At 68.8% G+C, this 13,893-nt stretch carries 11 protein-coding genes; 5 read left to right on the forward strand and 6 right to left on the reverse strand.

Translation table 11 applies throughout. The annotated features are described in order from the left end of the window. Nucleotides 1–143: 143 nt before the first annotated feature. Nucleotides 144–1,322, reverse strand: a complete 1,179-nt coding sequence (locus AC1Q6E_RS13445; protein ID WP_296555131.1) for a BMP family ABC transporter substrate-binding protein — start codon at nucleotides 1,320–1,322, stop codon at nucleotides 144–146. 187 nt (nucleotides 1,323–1,509) lie between these two features. On the opposite strand from AC1Q6E_RS13445, the gene AC1Q6E_RS13450 reads away from it, so the two are divergent. Together AC1Q6E_RS13450 and AC1Q6E_RS13455 are read left to right on the forward strand one after the other, a co-directional pair. Next, nucleotides 1,510–2,946 (forward strand): catalase, encoded by a 1,437-nt coding sequence (locus AC1Q6E_RS13450; RefSeq protein WP_492572917.1) that lies wholly within the window; start codon nucleotides 1,510–1,512, stop codon nucleotides 2,944–2,946. Between the two features lie 206 nt (nucleotides 2,947–3,152). Continuing rightward, nucleotides 3,153–5,594, forward strand: a complete 2,442-nt coding sequence (locus AC1Q6E_RS13455; RefSeq protein WP_492572918.1) for a penicillin acylase family protein — start codon at nucleotides 3,153–3,155, stop codon at nucleotides 5,592–5,594. Nucleotides 5,595–5,616: 22 nt separating this feature from the next. Here AC1Q6E_RS13455 and AC1Q6E_RS13460 read toward each other — a convergent pair whose 3' ends face one another. From AC1Q6E_RS13460 to AC1Q6E_RS13475, 4 genes are all read right to left on the reverse strand, one after another. Further along, the gene (locus AC1Q6E_RS13460; RefSeq protein ID WP_492572920.1) at nucleotides 5,617–6,534 is read right to left on the reverse strand and encodes an ABC transporter permease; all 918 of its coding nucleotides are present in this window, start codon (nucleotides 6,532–6,534) and stop codon (nucleotides 5,617–5,619) included. Nucleotides 6,535–6,539: 5 nt separating this feature from the next. Further along, nucleotides 6,540–7,613 carry an ABC transporter permease gene (locus AC1Q6E_RS13465; protein WP_492572921.1) on the reverse strand — a complete coding sequence of 358 codons (1,074 nt, stop codon included), beginning with the start codon at nucleotides 7,611–7,613 and terminating at the stop codon, nucleotides 6,540–6,542. Then, on the reverse strand, nucleotides 7,600–9,129 hold the full coding sequence (locus AC1Q6E_RS13470) for an ABC transporter ATP-binding protein (protein WP_492572922.1): 1,530 nt from the start codon (nucleotides 9,127–9,129) through the stop codon (nucleotides 7,600–7,602). Before AC1Q6E_RS13470 ends, AC1Q6E_RS13465 begins: the two co-directional genes overlap by 14 nt. Nucleotides 9,130–9,197: 68 nt before the next feature. After that, nucleotides 9,198–9,647 (reverse strand): SEL1-like repeat protein, encoded by a 450-nt coding sequence (locus AC1Q6E_RS13475; protein WP_296555123.1) that lies wholly within the window; start codon nucleotides 9,645–9,647, stop codon nucleotides 9,198–9,200. 111 nt (nucleotides 9,648–9,758) lie between these two features. Between AC1Q6E_RS13475 and AC1Q6E_RS13480 the strand changes: the two genes are divergently transcribed. From AC1Q6E_RS13480 to AC1Q6E_RS13490, 3 genes are all read left to right on the forward strand, one after another. Beyond that, complete coding sequence (locus AC1Q6E_RS13480; protein ID WP_492572923.1) at nucleotides 9,759–10,664, forward strand: LysR family transcriptional regulator; 906 nt, start codon at nucleotides 9,759–9,761, stop codon at nucleotides 10,662–10,664. A 163-nt stretch (nucleotides 10,665–10,827) separates the two neighbouring features. Then, nucleotides 10,828–11,130, forward strand: a complete 303-nt coding sequence (locus tag AC1Q6E_RS13485; protein WP_492572924.1) for a type II toxin-antitoxin system HigB family toxin — start codon at nucleotides 10,828–10,830, stop codon at nucleotides 11,128–11,130. 3 nt (nucleotides 11,131–11,133) lie between these two features. Then, entirely contained in the window at nucleotides 11,134–11,505 is a 372-nt protein-coding gene (locus tag AC1Q6E_RS13490) for a helix-turn-helix domain-containing protein (protein WP_152800223.1), read from the forward strand. Between the two features lie 206 nt (nucleotides 11,506–11,711). On the opposite strand, the gene pnp is transcribed toward AC1Q6E_RS13490, so the two are convergent. Then, nucleotides 11,712–13,811, reverse strand: a complete 2,100-nt coding sequence (pnp, locus tag AC1Q6E_RS13495) for a polyribonucleotide nucleotidyltransferase (RefSeq protein WP_152800222.1) — start codon at nucleotides 13,809–13,811, stop codon at nucleotides 11,712–11,714. Nucleotides 13,812–13,893: the final 82 nt, after the last annotated feature.

Genomic DNA, 13,893 nt, shown 5'->3' on the forward strand with positions numbered 1-13,893 from the left:
GGGAAAAGAGGTGGATCGAAGGCGAGCGCCCACGCGATGCGGGCCGGCGGAACGCGCGGCGCGCCGGACCCGCCCCGGATAGGACCGCCCGGACCGCCCGCGGTTCACGCGGTCCCGCTACTTTACCGGAGCGCGCGGCGCCTTCAGGCCACGGCCTTGCCCACCACGCCCTCGACGAACCAGTCCATGTGGTCGATGTCCTTCTGGCTGGGCGCGCCGGACGGCTGGCGCACCTTGCCCTGGTTGTCGACCAGCCGCCCGCCAAAGGGATGGAGTTCGCCCGCCGCGATCTTCCGGCGCGCCTCGTCCACCGACGCGCGCACCGCCTGGGGTACCTGCGGCGACAAGGCCTCGAGCGCGATCATGCCGTCCTTCAGGCCGCCCATGATGGCGCGCGAGGTCCAGTTGCCATCCAGCACTTCGCGCGCGGCCTGGATGTAGTGGTCGCCCCAGCGGTGCACGACGGCGCCGAGCTGGCGGGTCGGCGCATATTTGCGCATGTCGGACGTGTAGCCCAGCATCCACGCGCCAGCCGCCTCGGCGGCCTGCGCCACCGCCGACGACCCCGAGTGGTTGGTCAACACATCGGCCCCCTGGCGCAAGACGGCCTGGGCCGCGTCGCGTTCGCGCGGGGGGTCGAACCAGTTCTGCGTCCACACCACGCGCACCTGGACCTTGGGATTGACGCTGCGCGCGGCCAGCGTGAAGGCATTGATGCCCTGGATCACCTCCGGGATGGGCAGGGCCGCGACATAGCCCAGGACATGGCTGCGCGTCATCGCGCCCGCCACCAGCCCGGCCAGGTAGCGGCCTTCGTAGAAGCGGATGTTGTAGGCGCCCAGGTTGCGCGCGAGGCGGTAGCCCGAGGCCTGGTCGAACACCACGCCCGGGAACTCGCGCGCCACCCGCATCACGGCGTCCATGTAGCCGAAGGACGTGGTGAAGATGAGCTTGCAGCCCTGGCGCGCGAGATCGCGTATCACCCGCTCGGCGTCGGCATTCTCGGGCACGTTCTCGACCACGCGGGTGGCCACCCGCGGCCCCAGCGCGGCGACCATGGCCAGCCGGCCGTCCTCGTGCTGGCGCGTCCAGCCCGCGTCGGTGATGGGCGACATGTAGACGAACCCCACGGACAGCGGATCGGCCGCCCAGGCCATGCGCGGCGCGCCCAGCGACGCGCCGGCGATGGGCGCGCCCGCCGCCAGCCAGCCCAGGACGCGGCGGCGCCCCGTGCTGGCGGGGCCGGCGCCGGTGATGGCATCCGTTTCGTGGGGACAAGGTTGTTCACGGTGCGCAAGCGGCACCGAAACGAGGTTTTTCACGCTGGTTCTCCTCGAACACGGCTTCCGGGAAAAAGATCCGGCCGGCGGGAAGCTGCGCCGGGACGGATACGAACGAACGCGGCATTTTATCATTCATTGAAATGAACTATTGCAGCGATTCATTCAATTCAATTTACCAATGAAAGAAAGCGGCCTATCGTGAGGCCTCGACAATTCGGAGCCAGGAATGACGACTCTCACCACCGCCACGGGCGCGCCTGTCGCCGACAACCAGAACTCGAAAACCGCCGGCCCGCGCGGCCCCGTGCTGATCGAAGATTTCCACCTCGTCGAAAAGCTGCAGCACTTCAACCGCGAGCGCATTCCCGAGCGCGTGGTGCATGCCAAGGGTTCGGGCGCCTACGGCATCTTCGAAGTGACCAGCGACATCACCCGCTACACCCGCGCCGATCTGTTCGCGCAAGTGGGCAGGAAGACCGATGTCTTCATCCGCTTCTCCACCGTGGGTGGCGAAAAAGGCTCGGCCGACACCGAGCGCGACCCGCGCGGCTTCGCCATCAAGTTCTACACTGACGAAGGCAATTGGGACCTGGTGGGCAACAACACACCGGTCTTCTTCATCCGCGACGGCATCAAGTTCCCGGACTTCATCCATACCCAGAAGCGCGACCCGCGCACCAACCTGAAGAACCCCACCGCGATGTGGGACTTCTGGTCGCTGTCGCCCGAATCGCTGCACCAGGTCACCACGCTGTTCTCCGACCGCGGCACGCCCGACGGCTATCGCGCCATGCATGGATTCGGCAGCCACACGTTCAGCATGATCGACGCCCAGGGCGGGCGCGTCTGGGTCAAATACCACGTGCTCAGCCTGCAGGGCATCCGCAACCTGCATCCGCGCGACGCCGCCCGGCTGGCCGGCGAGGACCCGGACTACGCGCAGCGCGACCTGTTCGAGGCCATCGCCCGGGGCGACTACCCCAGGTGGCGCTTCTGCATCCAGGTCATGACCGAGGAGCAGGCGCGCGCCACGCCCTACGACCCGTTCGACCTGACCAAGGTCTGGCCCCACGCGGACTTCCCGCTGATCGAAGTCGGCGTCATCACGCTGAACCGCAACCCGGAGAACTATTTCGCCGAAGTCGAGCAGGCCGCGTTCTCGCCCTCCTCCATCGTGCCCGGATTGGGTTTCAGCCCCGACAGGATGCTGCAGGCCCGCTTGTTCGCCTACCATGACGCGCACCTGTACCGTATCGGCACCAACTACCAGGCGCTGCCGGTCAACCGCCCCCACGCGCCGGTGCGGACCTACCAGCGGGACGGCGCCATGCGCTCGGACGGCAACTTCGGCGGCGCGGCCAACTACGAGCCCAACAGCGTGGCCGGCGCGCCCCGCCAGGACGCGGCGCACCGCGAACCGCCGTTGCCGCTGGCGGGCGATGCCGACCACTACGACCATCGAGTCGGCAATGACGACACCACCCAGGCCGGCGACCTGTTCCGCCTCATGAGCGCCGACCAGCAGGCCCTGTTGATCGAGAACATCGTCAACGCGATGAAGACGGTGCCGCGCGAGATCCAGGAACGCCAGATCGCGCATTTCGCCAAGGCGGATCCGCGGTATGGGGAAGGCGTGGCGAAGGGGCTGGGGCTGGCTGCGTAGCGCAACGATGATCCGCGGGCATCGCGAAGCTGAAGGTGATCGACGGCAAGAATGTGGACGAGGGCATCCTGGCACGGCAAGCCACGCTGCCCGAGGCCGATCGCATGGTGTTGGAATCCGGCGACCTGGAAGCAGATCCCGCGAGCATCCCGGACAGAACGGGCACAATGTGCCGGGCAAACTCTCTGGACGGCGATCGACCCACCATGAAACTCCGTAGACCCCAACGCCCCGCCCGCCTCGCCGTGCTCGCGGTGGCGGGCGTGCTCGTCCTGGGCTTGGCCGCCGGCCTGGGCGCCTGGCTCACCCTGCGCGCCAGCCTGCCCTTGCTGGATGGCGAGCGCGTCGCATCCGGCATGGCCCAGCCCGCGACGATCGCCCGCGACGCCCAGGGCAACGTCACCATACGCGCGGCCAACCGCGCCGACGCCGCCTACGCCACCGGTTTCGCCCATGCGCAGGACCGCTATTTCCAGATGGACCTGGTACGGCGCTCGGCCGCCGGCGAACTGGCCGCGCTGGTGGGCGAGGCGGCGGTGCCGCTGGACCGGCGCGTGCGGGTGCACCGATTCCGCGCACGCGCGGAGCTGGCCTACGCCGCGCTGCCGCCCGCCCACCGCGCCCTGCTGGAGCGCTATGCCGATGGCGTCAATGCGGGTCTGGCGGCGCTGGGGGCACGGCCCTTCGAATATCTCCTGCTGGGCGCGCCACCGCAACCCTGGCGGCCGGTGGACACGCTGCTGGCGATCTATGCGATGTACCTGGACTTGCAGGGCGGCGAACTGGTCCGGGTGCGCTCGCGCGACGCGCTGCGCGACCTGCTGCCCGGCCCGCTGCTGGCGGCGCTGCTGCCGGAGCGAAGCCACTGGGAAGCGCCGCTGGACCGCCCTCCCTTCCCCGCGCAACCGTCGGCCCCCGACGCCGCGCTGGTCGAAGCCCACCCTGACTGGATCGACACTCCCCGCCCCCCGAGCACGCGCGGCGCCATCCCCGCCGAGCTGATGGTGGATGCCGGCGCCACCTCGTCGGCGCTGGGCAGCAACGGCTGGGCCGTGGACGCGCGCCATGGCGCCGACGGCCGCGCGCTGGTGGCCAACGACATGCACCTGGGCCTGCGCCTGCCCAACGTCTGGTACCGGCTGACGCTGGAGTTTCCCTCGGCCTCGGGCCCACGGCGCATCAGCGGCGTCAGCCTGCCCGGCGCCCCCATCGTGGTGGCGGGCAGCAACGGCGACGTCGCCTGGGGCTTCACCAACAGCTACGGCCATTTCATCGACCTGGTGCGGCTGGAGCCCGATGCGGCCGATCCGTCGCGCTACCGGGGCCCGGCGGGCACATGGGAAACCCCGCCGGAAACGATGCAGCGCATCGACGTGAAAGGGGCCGAGCCCGTCATGCTGCCCGTGCGCGAGACCCCGTGGGGTCCGCTGCGGCAGACCAACGGCAAGGTCTACGCGATACGCTGGATCGCCTACCTGCCGGACGCCGCCAACGTGAGGCTGGCCGACATGGAAGAGGCGCGCGACGTCCGGCAGGCGATGCACGTCGCCCAGACGGCTGGGATTCCCACGCAGAATCTGGTGGTGGCGGATCGCCGCGGCGACATAGGCTGGACGCTGGCCGGTCCATTGCCCACCGCCACGCTCGATCCCCTGAGCTTTCCGGTCGGGGCGGACCATCCCGCGACGGCACTCGCCCGTCTGGCGCCCGCGGACTATCCCGCGATCGTCGCGCCGGCCTATGGACGGCTCTGGACGGCCAACAGCACGCAGCTTGCGGACGAAGGCGCGCAGCGCAGGATCGGGGACGGTGGCGCCGACGTCGGTGCCCGCGGGACGCAGATACGCGATGCGCTGTTCGCCAGCGAACGCTTCAGCGAACGGGACCTGCTCGCCATCCAATTGGACGACCGGGCATCCTGGGTCGCCTTCCTGCGCGCGCAGGCCCTGGACGCACTGGACGAGGCGGCCATCGCCGGCCATCCACGGCGGGCTGCCTTCCGGCGCATCCTGCAATCCTGGGACGGACGCGCCGGCACCGGCAGCGCCGGCTACGCGCTGCTGCGCGCCTATCACGACGCGTTGTACGACGCGTGGTTCGGCGCGCTGGACGAAAGGCTGGCCGCCATCGACGGCGCACTGTCGATGCGCCGCGCCTCGTCGCGCGTGCTGGCCACCATGGAAAGCCTGGTACGCGCCCGGGCCTGGAAGCCTGCCTATGCAACGGACTGGCGCGCCTTCATGCTCGAACGCATCGACGCGGCCATCGTCTCCGTGGCCGCCAACGGCCGCCCCCTGGACGACATCCACTGGGGCGACCGCAACCGCCTCGCCATGGCCCATCCCCTGGCCCAGGTACTCCCCGCTCCCGTCAGGCCCTGGCTGTCGGCGCCCGCGCGCCCCATGCCGGGGGACATCCACATGCCCCGCATCCAGGGGACCTCGTTCGGCGCGTCCGAGCGCTTCGTGGTGTCGCCGGGACATGAAGAACACGGGCTGATGGAAATGCCGGGCGGCGCCTCGGGCCATCCCCTGTCGCCCTTCTTCCTGGCCGGACATCCGGCATGGACCGATGGCCAGGCCACCCCCTTCCTGCCCGGTCCCGACGTCCATCGGCTGACGCTGGTCCCGGCGGGGTCCGGCGGCTGACGAGCCCGCCCCGGGCGGTTCGCTACCGCTCGGGCAGGAACGGCCGGCCCAGCGAGCGCGGCATGTTCCGGCGCATCCAGCCGGAGTTGCCCCCCCGCAGGGCCAGCACGGCAATGGTGCAGACATAGGGCAGCATCGCCAGGAACTGCGAAGGTACCTGCACGCCCATGCCTTGCAACTGGAACTGCAACATGCTCAGGCCGCCGAAAAGATACGCGCCCAGCAGGATGCGCAGCGGATGCCACATGCCGAAGGCGATCAGCGCCAGGGCCATCCAGCCCCGGCCGGCCACCATGCCTTCGCTCCACAACTGCGTGTAGACCACCGACAGATACGCGCCAGCCAGTCCGCAGCACAGGCCGCCCGCCAGGATCGCCAGCGCGCGGATACCGCCCACCGGATAGCCGAGCGCATGCGCGGACTCGGGCGATTCGCCCACCGCGCGCAGCAGCATGCCGGCCCGCGTGCGATACAGGAACCCCGTCAGCAGGAAGGCCAGCGCTATCGTCGCGTACACCAGCGGATGCAGCGCGAACACCGTGCTGCCCAGCCCTGGGATGTCACGCAGCCAGGGCAGCCCGGCCTGGCCCGGCCCGAGCGAACGGCCCGCATAGGACACGCCGGCGAAGGCCGACAGCCCCGACCCCAGCAGCATGATCGCGAGGCCGCTGCCGTACTGGCTGGCATTGAACACCACGACCAGCAGCGCGAACCCGGCGGCCAGCGCGGCACCTGCCCCGGCTCCCGCCGCCAGTCCCCATGCGGCGCTGCCGGTGTGAAAGGCCGCGGCGAAGCCGGCGGCGGCGGCCAGGAGCATCATGCCCTCGGCCCCGAGATTGATCACGCCCGCGCGCTCGTGGATGGCCAGCCCGAGCGCCGCCAGGGCCAGCGGCGTGCCGGCGTTCAGGGTCGCGGCAAGGAGCGGCAGCAGACTGTCCATGCCGGTCACCTGGCCAGGGCCGCGGGCCGGCGCCAGCGGATGCGATAGCGCACCAGCGTATCGCCCAGCAGCAACAGCGCCAGCGCCAGCCCCAGGAAGACGCCGACGATGGAAGCCGGCAGCCCCAGGCGCGATTGCGCCAATTCTCCGCCGATGTAGAGAGCGGCCATGGCCACGCCCGCCAGCATCGCGCCGGCCGGATGCAGGCGCCCGAGGAAAGCCGCGATCACCGCCGCGAAGCCATAGCCGGGCGACACCGAGGTCGTGAGCCGCTGCATCGGTCCGGCGACCTCGCCGATGCCGGCCAGGCCCGCCAGCGCGCCGCACGCCAGCATGGAGGTCCACAAGGCCTGGCGCGGCGAGTACCCCGCATAGCGGGCCGCGGCGGGCGCGGCGCCCGTCACGCGCAGGCGGAAGCCAGGATGGGAACGCGCCAGGAACAGCCAGGCCGCCCCGGTGGCCACGAGCGCCAGCCACAGCCCGGCGTGGGCGCGCGTCCCCGCCCAGAGCACAGGCAGCACGGCCGCCTCGTCGAACGCGCGGGATTGAGGAAAGTTGTAGCCATAGGGGTCGCGCCAGGGCCCGAAGACCAGATAGCCGAGCAGGAGCTGCGCGACGTAGGTCAGCATCAGGCTGACCAGCATTTCATTGGCGCCGCAGCGGTCCTTGAGCCAGGCCGTCAGCGCGGCCCACAGCATGCCGCCCAGCATGCCCGCGACCATAACCAGCAGCACATAGCCCCGCCATGTGTCGGGCCCGGCCAGCAAGGCCACGCCGCCGCCCGCGATGGCGCCGGCGATCAATTGCCCTTCGGCGCCGATGTTCCAGACATTGGCCCGGAAACATAGCGACAGTCCCACCGCGCACAGGACCAGCGGCACTGCCTTGACCGCGAGTTCGCCCCAGGCGTAGAGGCCATTGAAAGGCTCGACCAGGAACAGCCGCAGCCCCTGCCAGGGATCGATGCCCAGCATCGCGAACAGCGCCGCGCCCCCCAGCATGGTCAGTGCCAGCGCGGCCAGCGGCGACAGCCAGGCCGCCGGCAGCGAAGCGCAGGCGCGCGGCTCAAGCTGGATCATGGCCCCACCGTCCTTCCATCCACCGGCCCAGCATGTCGGCCGTGACCTCGGCCCGCGCCACCGCCGGCGACAGCCGCCCCCCCGCCATCACGGCCAGTCGGTCGCACAGGCCCAGCAGTTCGTCCAGGTCCTCGGACACGATCACGGCCGCGCCGCCGGCCTCGCGCAGGTCGATCAGCGCCTGGTGGATGCGCGCGGCCGCGCCGATGTCCACGCCCCAGGTCGGCTGGGCCGCCAACAGCACACGCGGCGCGCCGTCGAGTTCGCGGCCCACCATGAACTTCTGCAGATTGCCACCGGACAGACTGCGCGCCGGGGCGCGCGGCGACACCGCCCGCACGCCATGGCGCGCGATCACGCGGGCGGCGGCCTCGGCCAGTCCGCGCCGCCGTATCCAGCCCCCGGATGCCGCCTGCCCGGGCGCCATGGTCAGCAGCATGTTCTCGTCCAGCCCCATTTCGGGCACGCATCCCCGTCCCAGGCGTTCCTCGGGAATCGCGCGCAGCCCCAGTTCGCGCCGCGCGGCCGGCCGAAGCTGGCCGATAGGCTGGCCCATCAGGCGCACGGCATCGTGCGGCATGCGGACCTCCTCGCCCGACAGCGCCGACAACAACAACGACTGGCCGTTGCCCGACACGCCCGCCACGCCCAGTATCTCGCCGGCCCGCAGCTCGAACGAGATCCCGTGCAAGCCCACCCGCTGGCCGGCCGGCGCGGACATCGACAGATTCCTCACGCTCAATACCGGATCACCCGCCGGCCGCGGCGAGGTGCTCCGGACTTCATCCACCGCGGTTCCCAGCATCAGGGTGGCCAGTTCGTCCTGCGCCATTTCACGCGGATCGACCACGGCCACCGAACGACCCGCCCGCAGCACCGTGCAGCGCTCGCACAGTTCGCGGATCTCCGCCAGCTTGTGGCTGATATAGGCCACGCTGCATCCCTCGGCCGCCAGGTGCCGCAAGGTGGAGAACAACGCGGTCCTGGCCTCGGGCGACAGCACCGACGTGGGTTCATCCAGGATCAGCAGACGCGGCCGCGCGGCCAATGCGCGCAGCAATTCGACGCGCTGGTGCTCGCCCATCGACAGATCGCCCACATAGGCGTCGGGATCCAGGTCCAGGCGATAGCGCTCGATCAGCGGCGCCAGCCAGGCACCTGCCGGCCGCCCCCGGGAGACCTCGCGCGCGAGCGCGGCCGGCAATCCCAGCAGCACGTTCTGCGCCACGGTCAGCGTGTCGAACAACATGAAGTGCTGGAACACCATGCCCATGCCCAGCGCGCGCGCATCGTCCGGCGCGCGCAACGCCACGGGCCGGCCGTCCCACAGGATCCGCCCCGCGTCCGGCGCCAGCGCGCCGTAGGCGATCTTCATCAGGGTCGACTTGCCCGCCCCGTTCTCGCCCAGCACGGCATGGATCTCGCCCGGCGCGATGGCCAGCGAGACCTCGTCGTTCGCGAGGATGCCGGGATACCGTTTGGTGATCCCGCGCAGTTCGAGTCGAGGAACGGCCATGGGGACGGAGCGGGTGGACAGGAGGCGCCCATTGTAGACCGCCCCCTCCGGCGCTCCGGCCCCCGGGGCTATCGATAAATGGGCGGGGGCCGGCAGTCCTTCCTGATTCGCGGCACGTCGCGCAAGCCGTTCAGGACCATCCATTGATGCCGCCCGGTCGCGCTGCCGCGCTCCGACGCCAGATGGGCCCAGTGCATCGCCTCGCAGGGATCGGCCTTCACGCCGGCTCCATACAATGCCGGCCCAGCCAGCAGGACCGAGGCCAGCATTTCCTGGGCCTCCAGTTCGCCCCGCGTCGCGGCCTGCCGCAGCCGCATCAGCATCACGCCATAATTGCCCTCGGACCGGGCCTCCAGCGCCAGTTGATAGAACTGCTCGGACGTGGCGATCTCCGAAAGCGGCGGCGCGGCCGACGCGGCGGGCGCCAGGACCGCCGCGGCAACCAGCCACGGCGCCAGGCGCGAACAGGCCTGGCCGAGGGAACAACCAATACGGGGAAAGATGCGCGAACGTTTCACTGCCGTCTCCTGTAACGTGCCTATTGGGCCCGTCGCCGCGCTTTGGCACAATGCGGTTCTATGCCTCATGCCTTCGGCTGCCCCGAAGGCAAACCGCCACGGAGAACCTCCATGCGCCTCGATCTCGCGGACCTGCGACTGTTCCTCGCCATCGTCGATGCCGGCAGCATCACCCAGGGCGCCGCGCGCGCCAGCCTGGCGCTGGCCTCGGCCAGCGAACGCCTGCGCAACATCGAGGACGATGCCGGCGTGCGGCTGCTGGAGCGCCGCCATCGCGGCGTGGTGGCCACCGAGGCCGGCGAGGCGCTGGCCCACCATGCCCGCCTGATCCTGCGCCAGCGGGAACTGATGCAGGGCGAGTTGATGGACTTCGCGTCGGGCGCCCGCGGCACCATCCGCATCCACGCCAACACCGCGGCCCTGACGGCCTTCCTGCCGCGCAAGCTGGCCCCGTGGATGGCCACCCGTCCGCACCTGAACGTGGACATCCGCGAGCGCACCAGCAATGAAATCGTCAAGGCGGTCGCCGCCGGGCTGGTCGAGGCCGGCATCACCTCGGACCAGGTCGACGCCGCCGGGCTGCAACTCCACCCCGTGGCCACCGACCACCTCGTCCTGATCACCGCCAGCGGCCACCCCCTGGCGCAACGGCGCGTGGTCCCGTTCGCCGAGATCGTGCGCGAGCCCTTCGTGGGGCTGGCCCCCGGCAGCGCGCTTCAGGATCACATCGAAGAACACGCACGGCGCGCCGGCCACTCACTGGCCCTGCGCATCAGGATGAACACCTTCGGCGGGCTGTGCGAAATGGTCTCGCACGGCGTGGGCGTGGCCGTCATTCCCGACAGCATCGCCCTGAGCCATCGCCGCCGCCATCCCTACCAGCGCATCGCCCTGGCGGACGGCTGGGCCCACCGCCGCCTGTGCCTGTGCCTGCGCGACTGGACCAGCCTGTCGGCCCCGGTCCGGGACCTGCTGACCCACCTGGCCGGCGACGTCGGCGTGCCGCCGCTGCCGTAGGGTGCCGCCGCGATATTCGTGTCCGAGAGCACTCGGCCGTATCGCGAGGATGTTGATACATTCGTCGGCGCAACGGCCCGCCTCCACGAGAGATAGATGAAGCTCCCGGCGGTGCTTCGAACAACCACTTGCGAAAGTCCCAATTTGGGACTAGTCTGAACTCATGCGGGTCATTGCCGTCAGCACATTGCTCCAGTTCTGGAAAACCCATCCGGACGCAGAGCAACCCCTCAAGGCTTGGGTGGATGAAGCAAGCCAAGCCACGTGGACGCAACCTTCGGATATCAAGGCTTATTACCGCAGCGCCAGCATACTCAAGAATCGTCGCGTGGTTTTCAACATCAAAGGCAATGACTATCGATTGATCGTCGCGGTTGCCTACCGCTTGCGCATCGTCTATGTGAAGTTCGTGGGGACGCACTGGGAATATGACGCGATCGATGCCGAGACCATAGAAATGGAGTAAGACATGGAGATTCGCCCCATCCGTAGCGAAGCGGACTACAAGATGGCCCTGAAGGACATCTCGCGCCTCATGGAAAGCGATCCTGAACCCGGAACGCCGGATGGCGATCGCCTGGACATCCTGGCTACGCTGGTACAAGCCTACGAAGCCAGACACTTTCCCATCGACCTGCCCGACCCTGTCGAAGCGATCAAATTCCGCATGGAACAAGCCGGCCTGACCGCCAAAGACCTGGAGCCCATGATCGGCCGCCGCAACCGCGTCTACGAAATCCTGAATCGCAAGCGCGGCCTGACGCTGCAAATGATCTGGAATCTGCACAAAGGGCTTGGCATCCCCGCCGAAAGCCTGATCAAACCCCCGCCGAACTCCTGATCACCTGGCAGGACCCCAGTGGCTTGCGAAGAAAATCGCAGTCGCTTCCCCACTGAACGGAAACATCCCACCAAATAAAAAACGGCGCCCCACAGGACGCCGTCAGCACTACCCCTTCCCCCCAAAACCCAGGGCACAGCGGATCCGGCTTTGCCGGTCCGCCGGTGCCGCCCCTGGGGGGCGCGCGTCAGCGCGTACGGGGGGGCCTACCCTTCAGCGATAGCCTTCATCGACAGACGCAGGCGGCCCTTGTCATCAGCCTCGATGACCTTGACGCGGACCTGCTGGCCGACCTTCAGCACATCGTTGATGTTGGCGATGCGATGGTTGGCGATTTCCGAGATGTGCAGCAGGCCGTCGCGGCCCGGCAGCACCTGGACGATGGCGCCGAAATCCAGCAGGCGCAGCACGGCGCCTTCGTAGATCTGGCCCACTTCCACGTCGGCGGTCAGGTCGGCGATGCGACGCTGCGCTTCCTTGGCGCGGTCCAGGTCGGCGCTGGAGATGACGATGGTGCCGTCGTCCGAGATGTCGATCTGCGTGCCGGTTTCCTCGGTCAGCGCACGGATGGTGGCGCCGCCCTTGCCGATCACGTCGCGGATCTTCTCGGGGTTGATCTTCATGGACAGCATGCGCGGCGCGAAGGCCGACAGCTCGCCGCGCGAACCTTCCAGGGCTTCGTGCATCTTTTCCAGGATGTGCAGACGGCCTTCGCGGGCCTGGGCCAGCGCCACCTGCATGATTTCCTTGGTGATGCCCTGGATCTTGATGTCCATCTGCAGCGCGGTCACGCCGCCGACAGTACCGGCCACCTTGAAGTCCATGTCGCCCAGGTGATCTTCGTCGCCCAGGATGTCGGTCAGCACGGCGAACTTGCCGCCGTCCTTGATCAGGCCCATGGCCACGCCGGCCACGTGATCCTTGACCGGCACGCCGGCGTCCATCATGGCCAGCGAACCGCCGCACACAGACGCCATCGACGACGAACCGTTCGACTCGGTGATTTCAGACACCACGCGGATGGTGTACTGGAAGTCCTGCGGCGCGGGCAAGAGCGACACCAGGGCGCGCTTGGCCAGGCGGCCGTGGCCGACTTCGCGGCGCTTGGGCACGCCGATGCGGCCGGTTTCGCCGGTGGCGAACGGCGGCATGTTGTAGTGGAGCATGAAGCGATCACGGTACTCGCCCATCAGCGCGTCGATGATCTGCTCGTCCTGCTTGGTGCCCAGCGTGGCGATCACCAGGGCCTGCGTTTCGCCGCGGGTGAACAGCGCGCTGCCGTGCGCGCGGGGCAGCACGCCCAGGCGGATGCTGATCGGGCGCACCGTGCGGGTGTCGCGGCCGTCGATGCGGGGCTCGCCGTTCAGGATCTGGCCGCGCACGATCTGCGCTTCGAAGTCGAACAGCACATTGTCCACTTCGACGTTGTCGACGGCGTTGCCCGAAGCTTCGGCCTGCGCGGCCAGCTTGGCGTGCACGTCGGCATAGACTTCGCGCAGCTTGGTGGTGCGATCCTGCTTGGAGCGGATCTGGTAGGCGGCCTTCAGACCGTCTTCGGCCACGGCACGCACCGAGGCGATCAGGGCCTCGTTCTTGGCGGCGGGCTTCCAGTCCCACTCGGGCTTGCCGGCTTCGCGCACCAGGTCGTTGATGACGTTGATGACGGTCTGCATCTGCTCGTGGCCGTAGACCACGCCGCCCAGCATGACTTCTTCGGACAGTTGCTGGGCTTCGGATTCGACCATCAGCACGGCGGCGTCGGTGCCGGCCACCACCAGGTCCAGCTTGGACGTCTTGAGCTGCGAGGCGGTGGGGTTCAGCACGTACTGGTCATCGATCCAGCCCACGCGCGCGGCGCCGATCGGGCCGTTGAACGGAATGCCGGAGATGGCCAGGGCGGCCGACGAGCCGATCATCGCGGCGATGTCGGGATCGATCTCGGGATTGACCGACAGCGTGTGGATGACCACATGCACGTCGTTGTAGAAACCTTCGGGGAACAGCGGACGCAGCGGCCGGTCGATCAGGCGCGAGGTCAGCGTTTCCTTCTCGGAGGGCTTGCCCTCGCGCTTGAAGAAGCCGCCCGGGATACGGCCGGCGGCGTAGGTCTTCTCGATGTAGTCGACGGTGAGCGGGAAGAAATCCTGGCCCGGCTTGGCCTTCTTGGCCGCGACCACCGTTGCCAGCACGACGGTGTCCTCGATGGACACCATTACCGCGCCCGAAGCCTGGCGAGCAACCTCGCCGGTTTCGAGCGTGACGGTATGCTGGCCATATTGGAAGGTTTTTGTGACTTTATTGAACATGACAGGCATCCTTTGCGATTGCCCTACTGAAACGAAAATGCCTGTGACAGGCGGTCCCTGACACAGGCACTCTCATATTTCA

Source organism: Pigmentiphaga sp. MLSB6-MA01 (genome assembly GCF_058793475.1).

Bases quoted from the DNA above. Each gene is read 5' to 3' on its own strand.
- AC1Q6E_RS13450 (WP_492572917.1), top strand. From the start codon at position 1,510: ATGACGACTCTCACCACCGCCACGGGCGCGCCTGTCGCCGACAACCAG.
- AC1Q6E_RS13455 (WP_492572918.1), top strand. From the start codon at position 3,153: ATGAAACTCCGTAGACCCCAACGCCCCGCCCGCCTCGCCGTGCTCGCG.
- AC1Q6E_RS13460 (WP_492572920.1), bottom strand. From the start codon at position 6,534: ATGGACAGTCTGCTGCCGCTCCTTGCCGCGACCCTGAACGCCGGCACG.
- AC1Q6E_RS13465 (WP_492572921.1), bottom strand. From the start codon at position 7,613: ATGATCCAGCTTGAGCCGCGCGCCTGCGCTTCGCTGCCGGCGGCCTGG.
- AC1Q6E_RS13470 (WP_492572922.1), bottom strand. From the start codon at position 9,129: ATGGCCGTTCCTCGACTCGAACTGCGCGGGATCACCAAACGGTATCCC.
- AC1Q6E_RS13480 (WP_492572923.1), top strand. From the start codon at position 9,759: ATGCGCCTCGATCTCGCGGACCTGCGACTGTTCCTCGCCATCGTCGAT.
- AC1Q6E_RS13485 (WP_492572924.1), top strand. From the start codon at position 10,828: ATGCGGGTCATTGCCGTCAGCACATTGCTCCAGTTCTGGAAAACCCAT.
- AC1Q6E_RS13490 (WP_152800223.1), top strand. From the start codon at position 11,134: ATGGAGATTCGCCCCATCCGTAGCGAAGCGGACTACAAGATGGCCCTG.
- pnp (WP_152800222.1), bottom strand. From the start codon at position 13,811: ATGTTCAATAAAGTCACAAAAACCTTCCAATATGGCCAGCATACCGTC.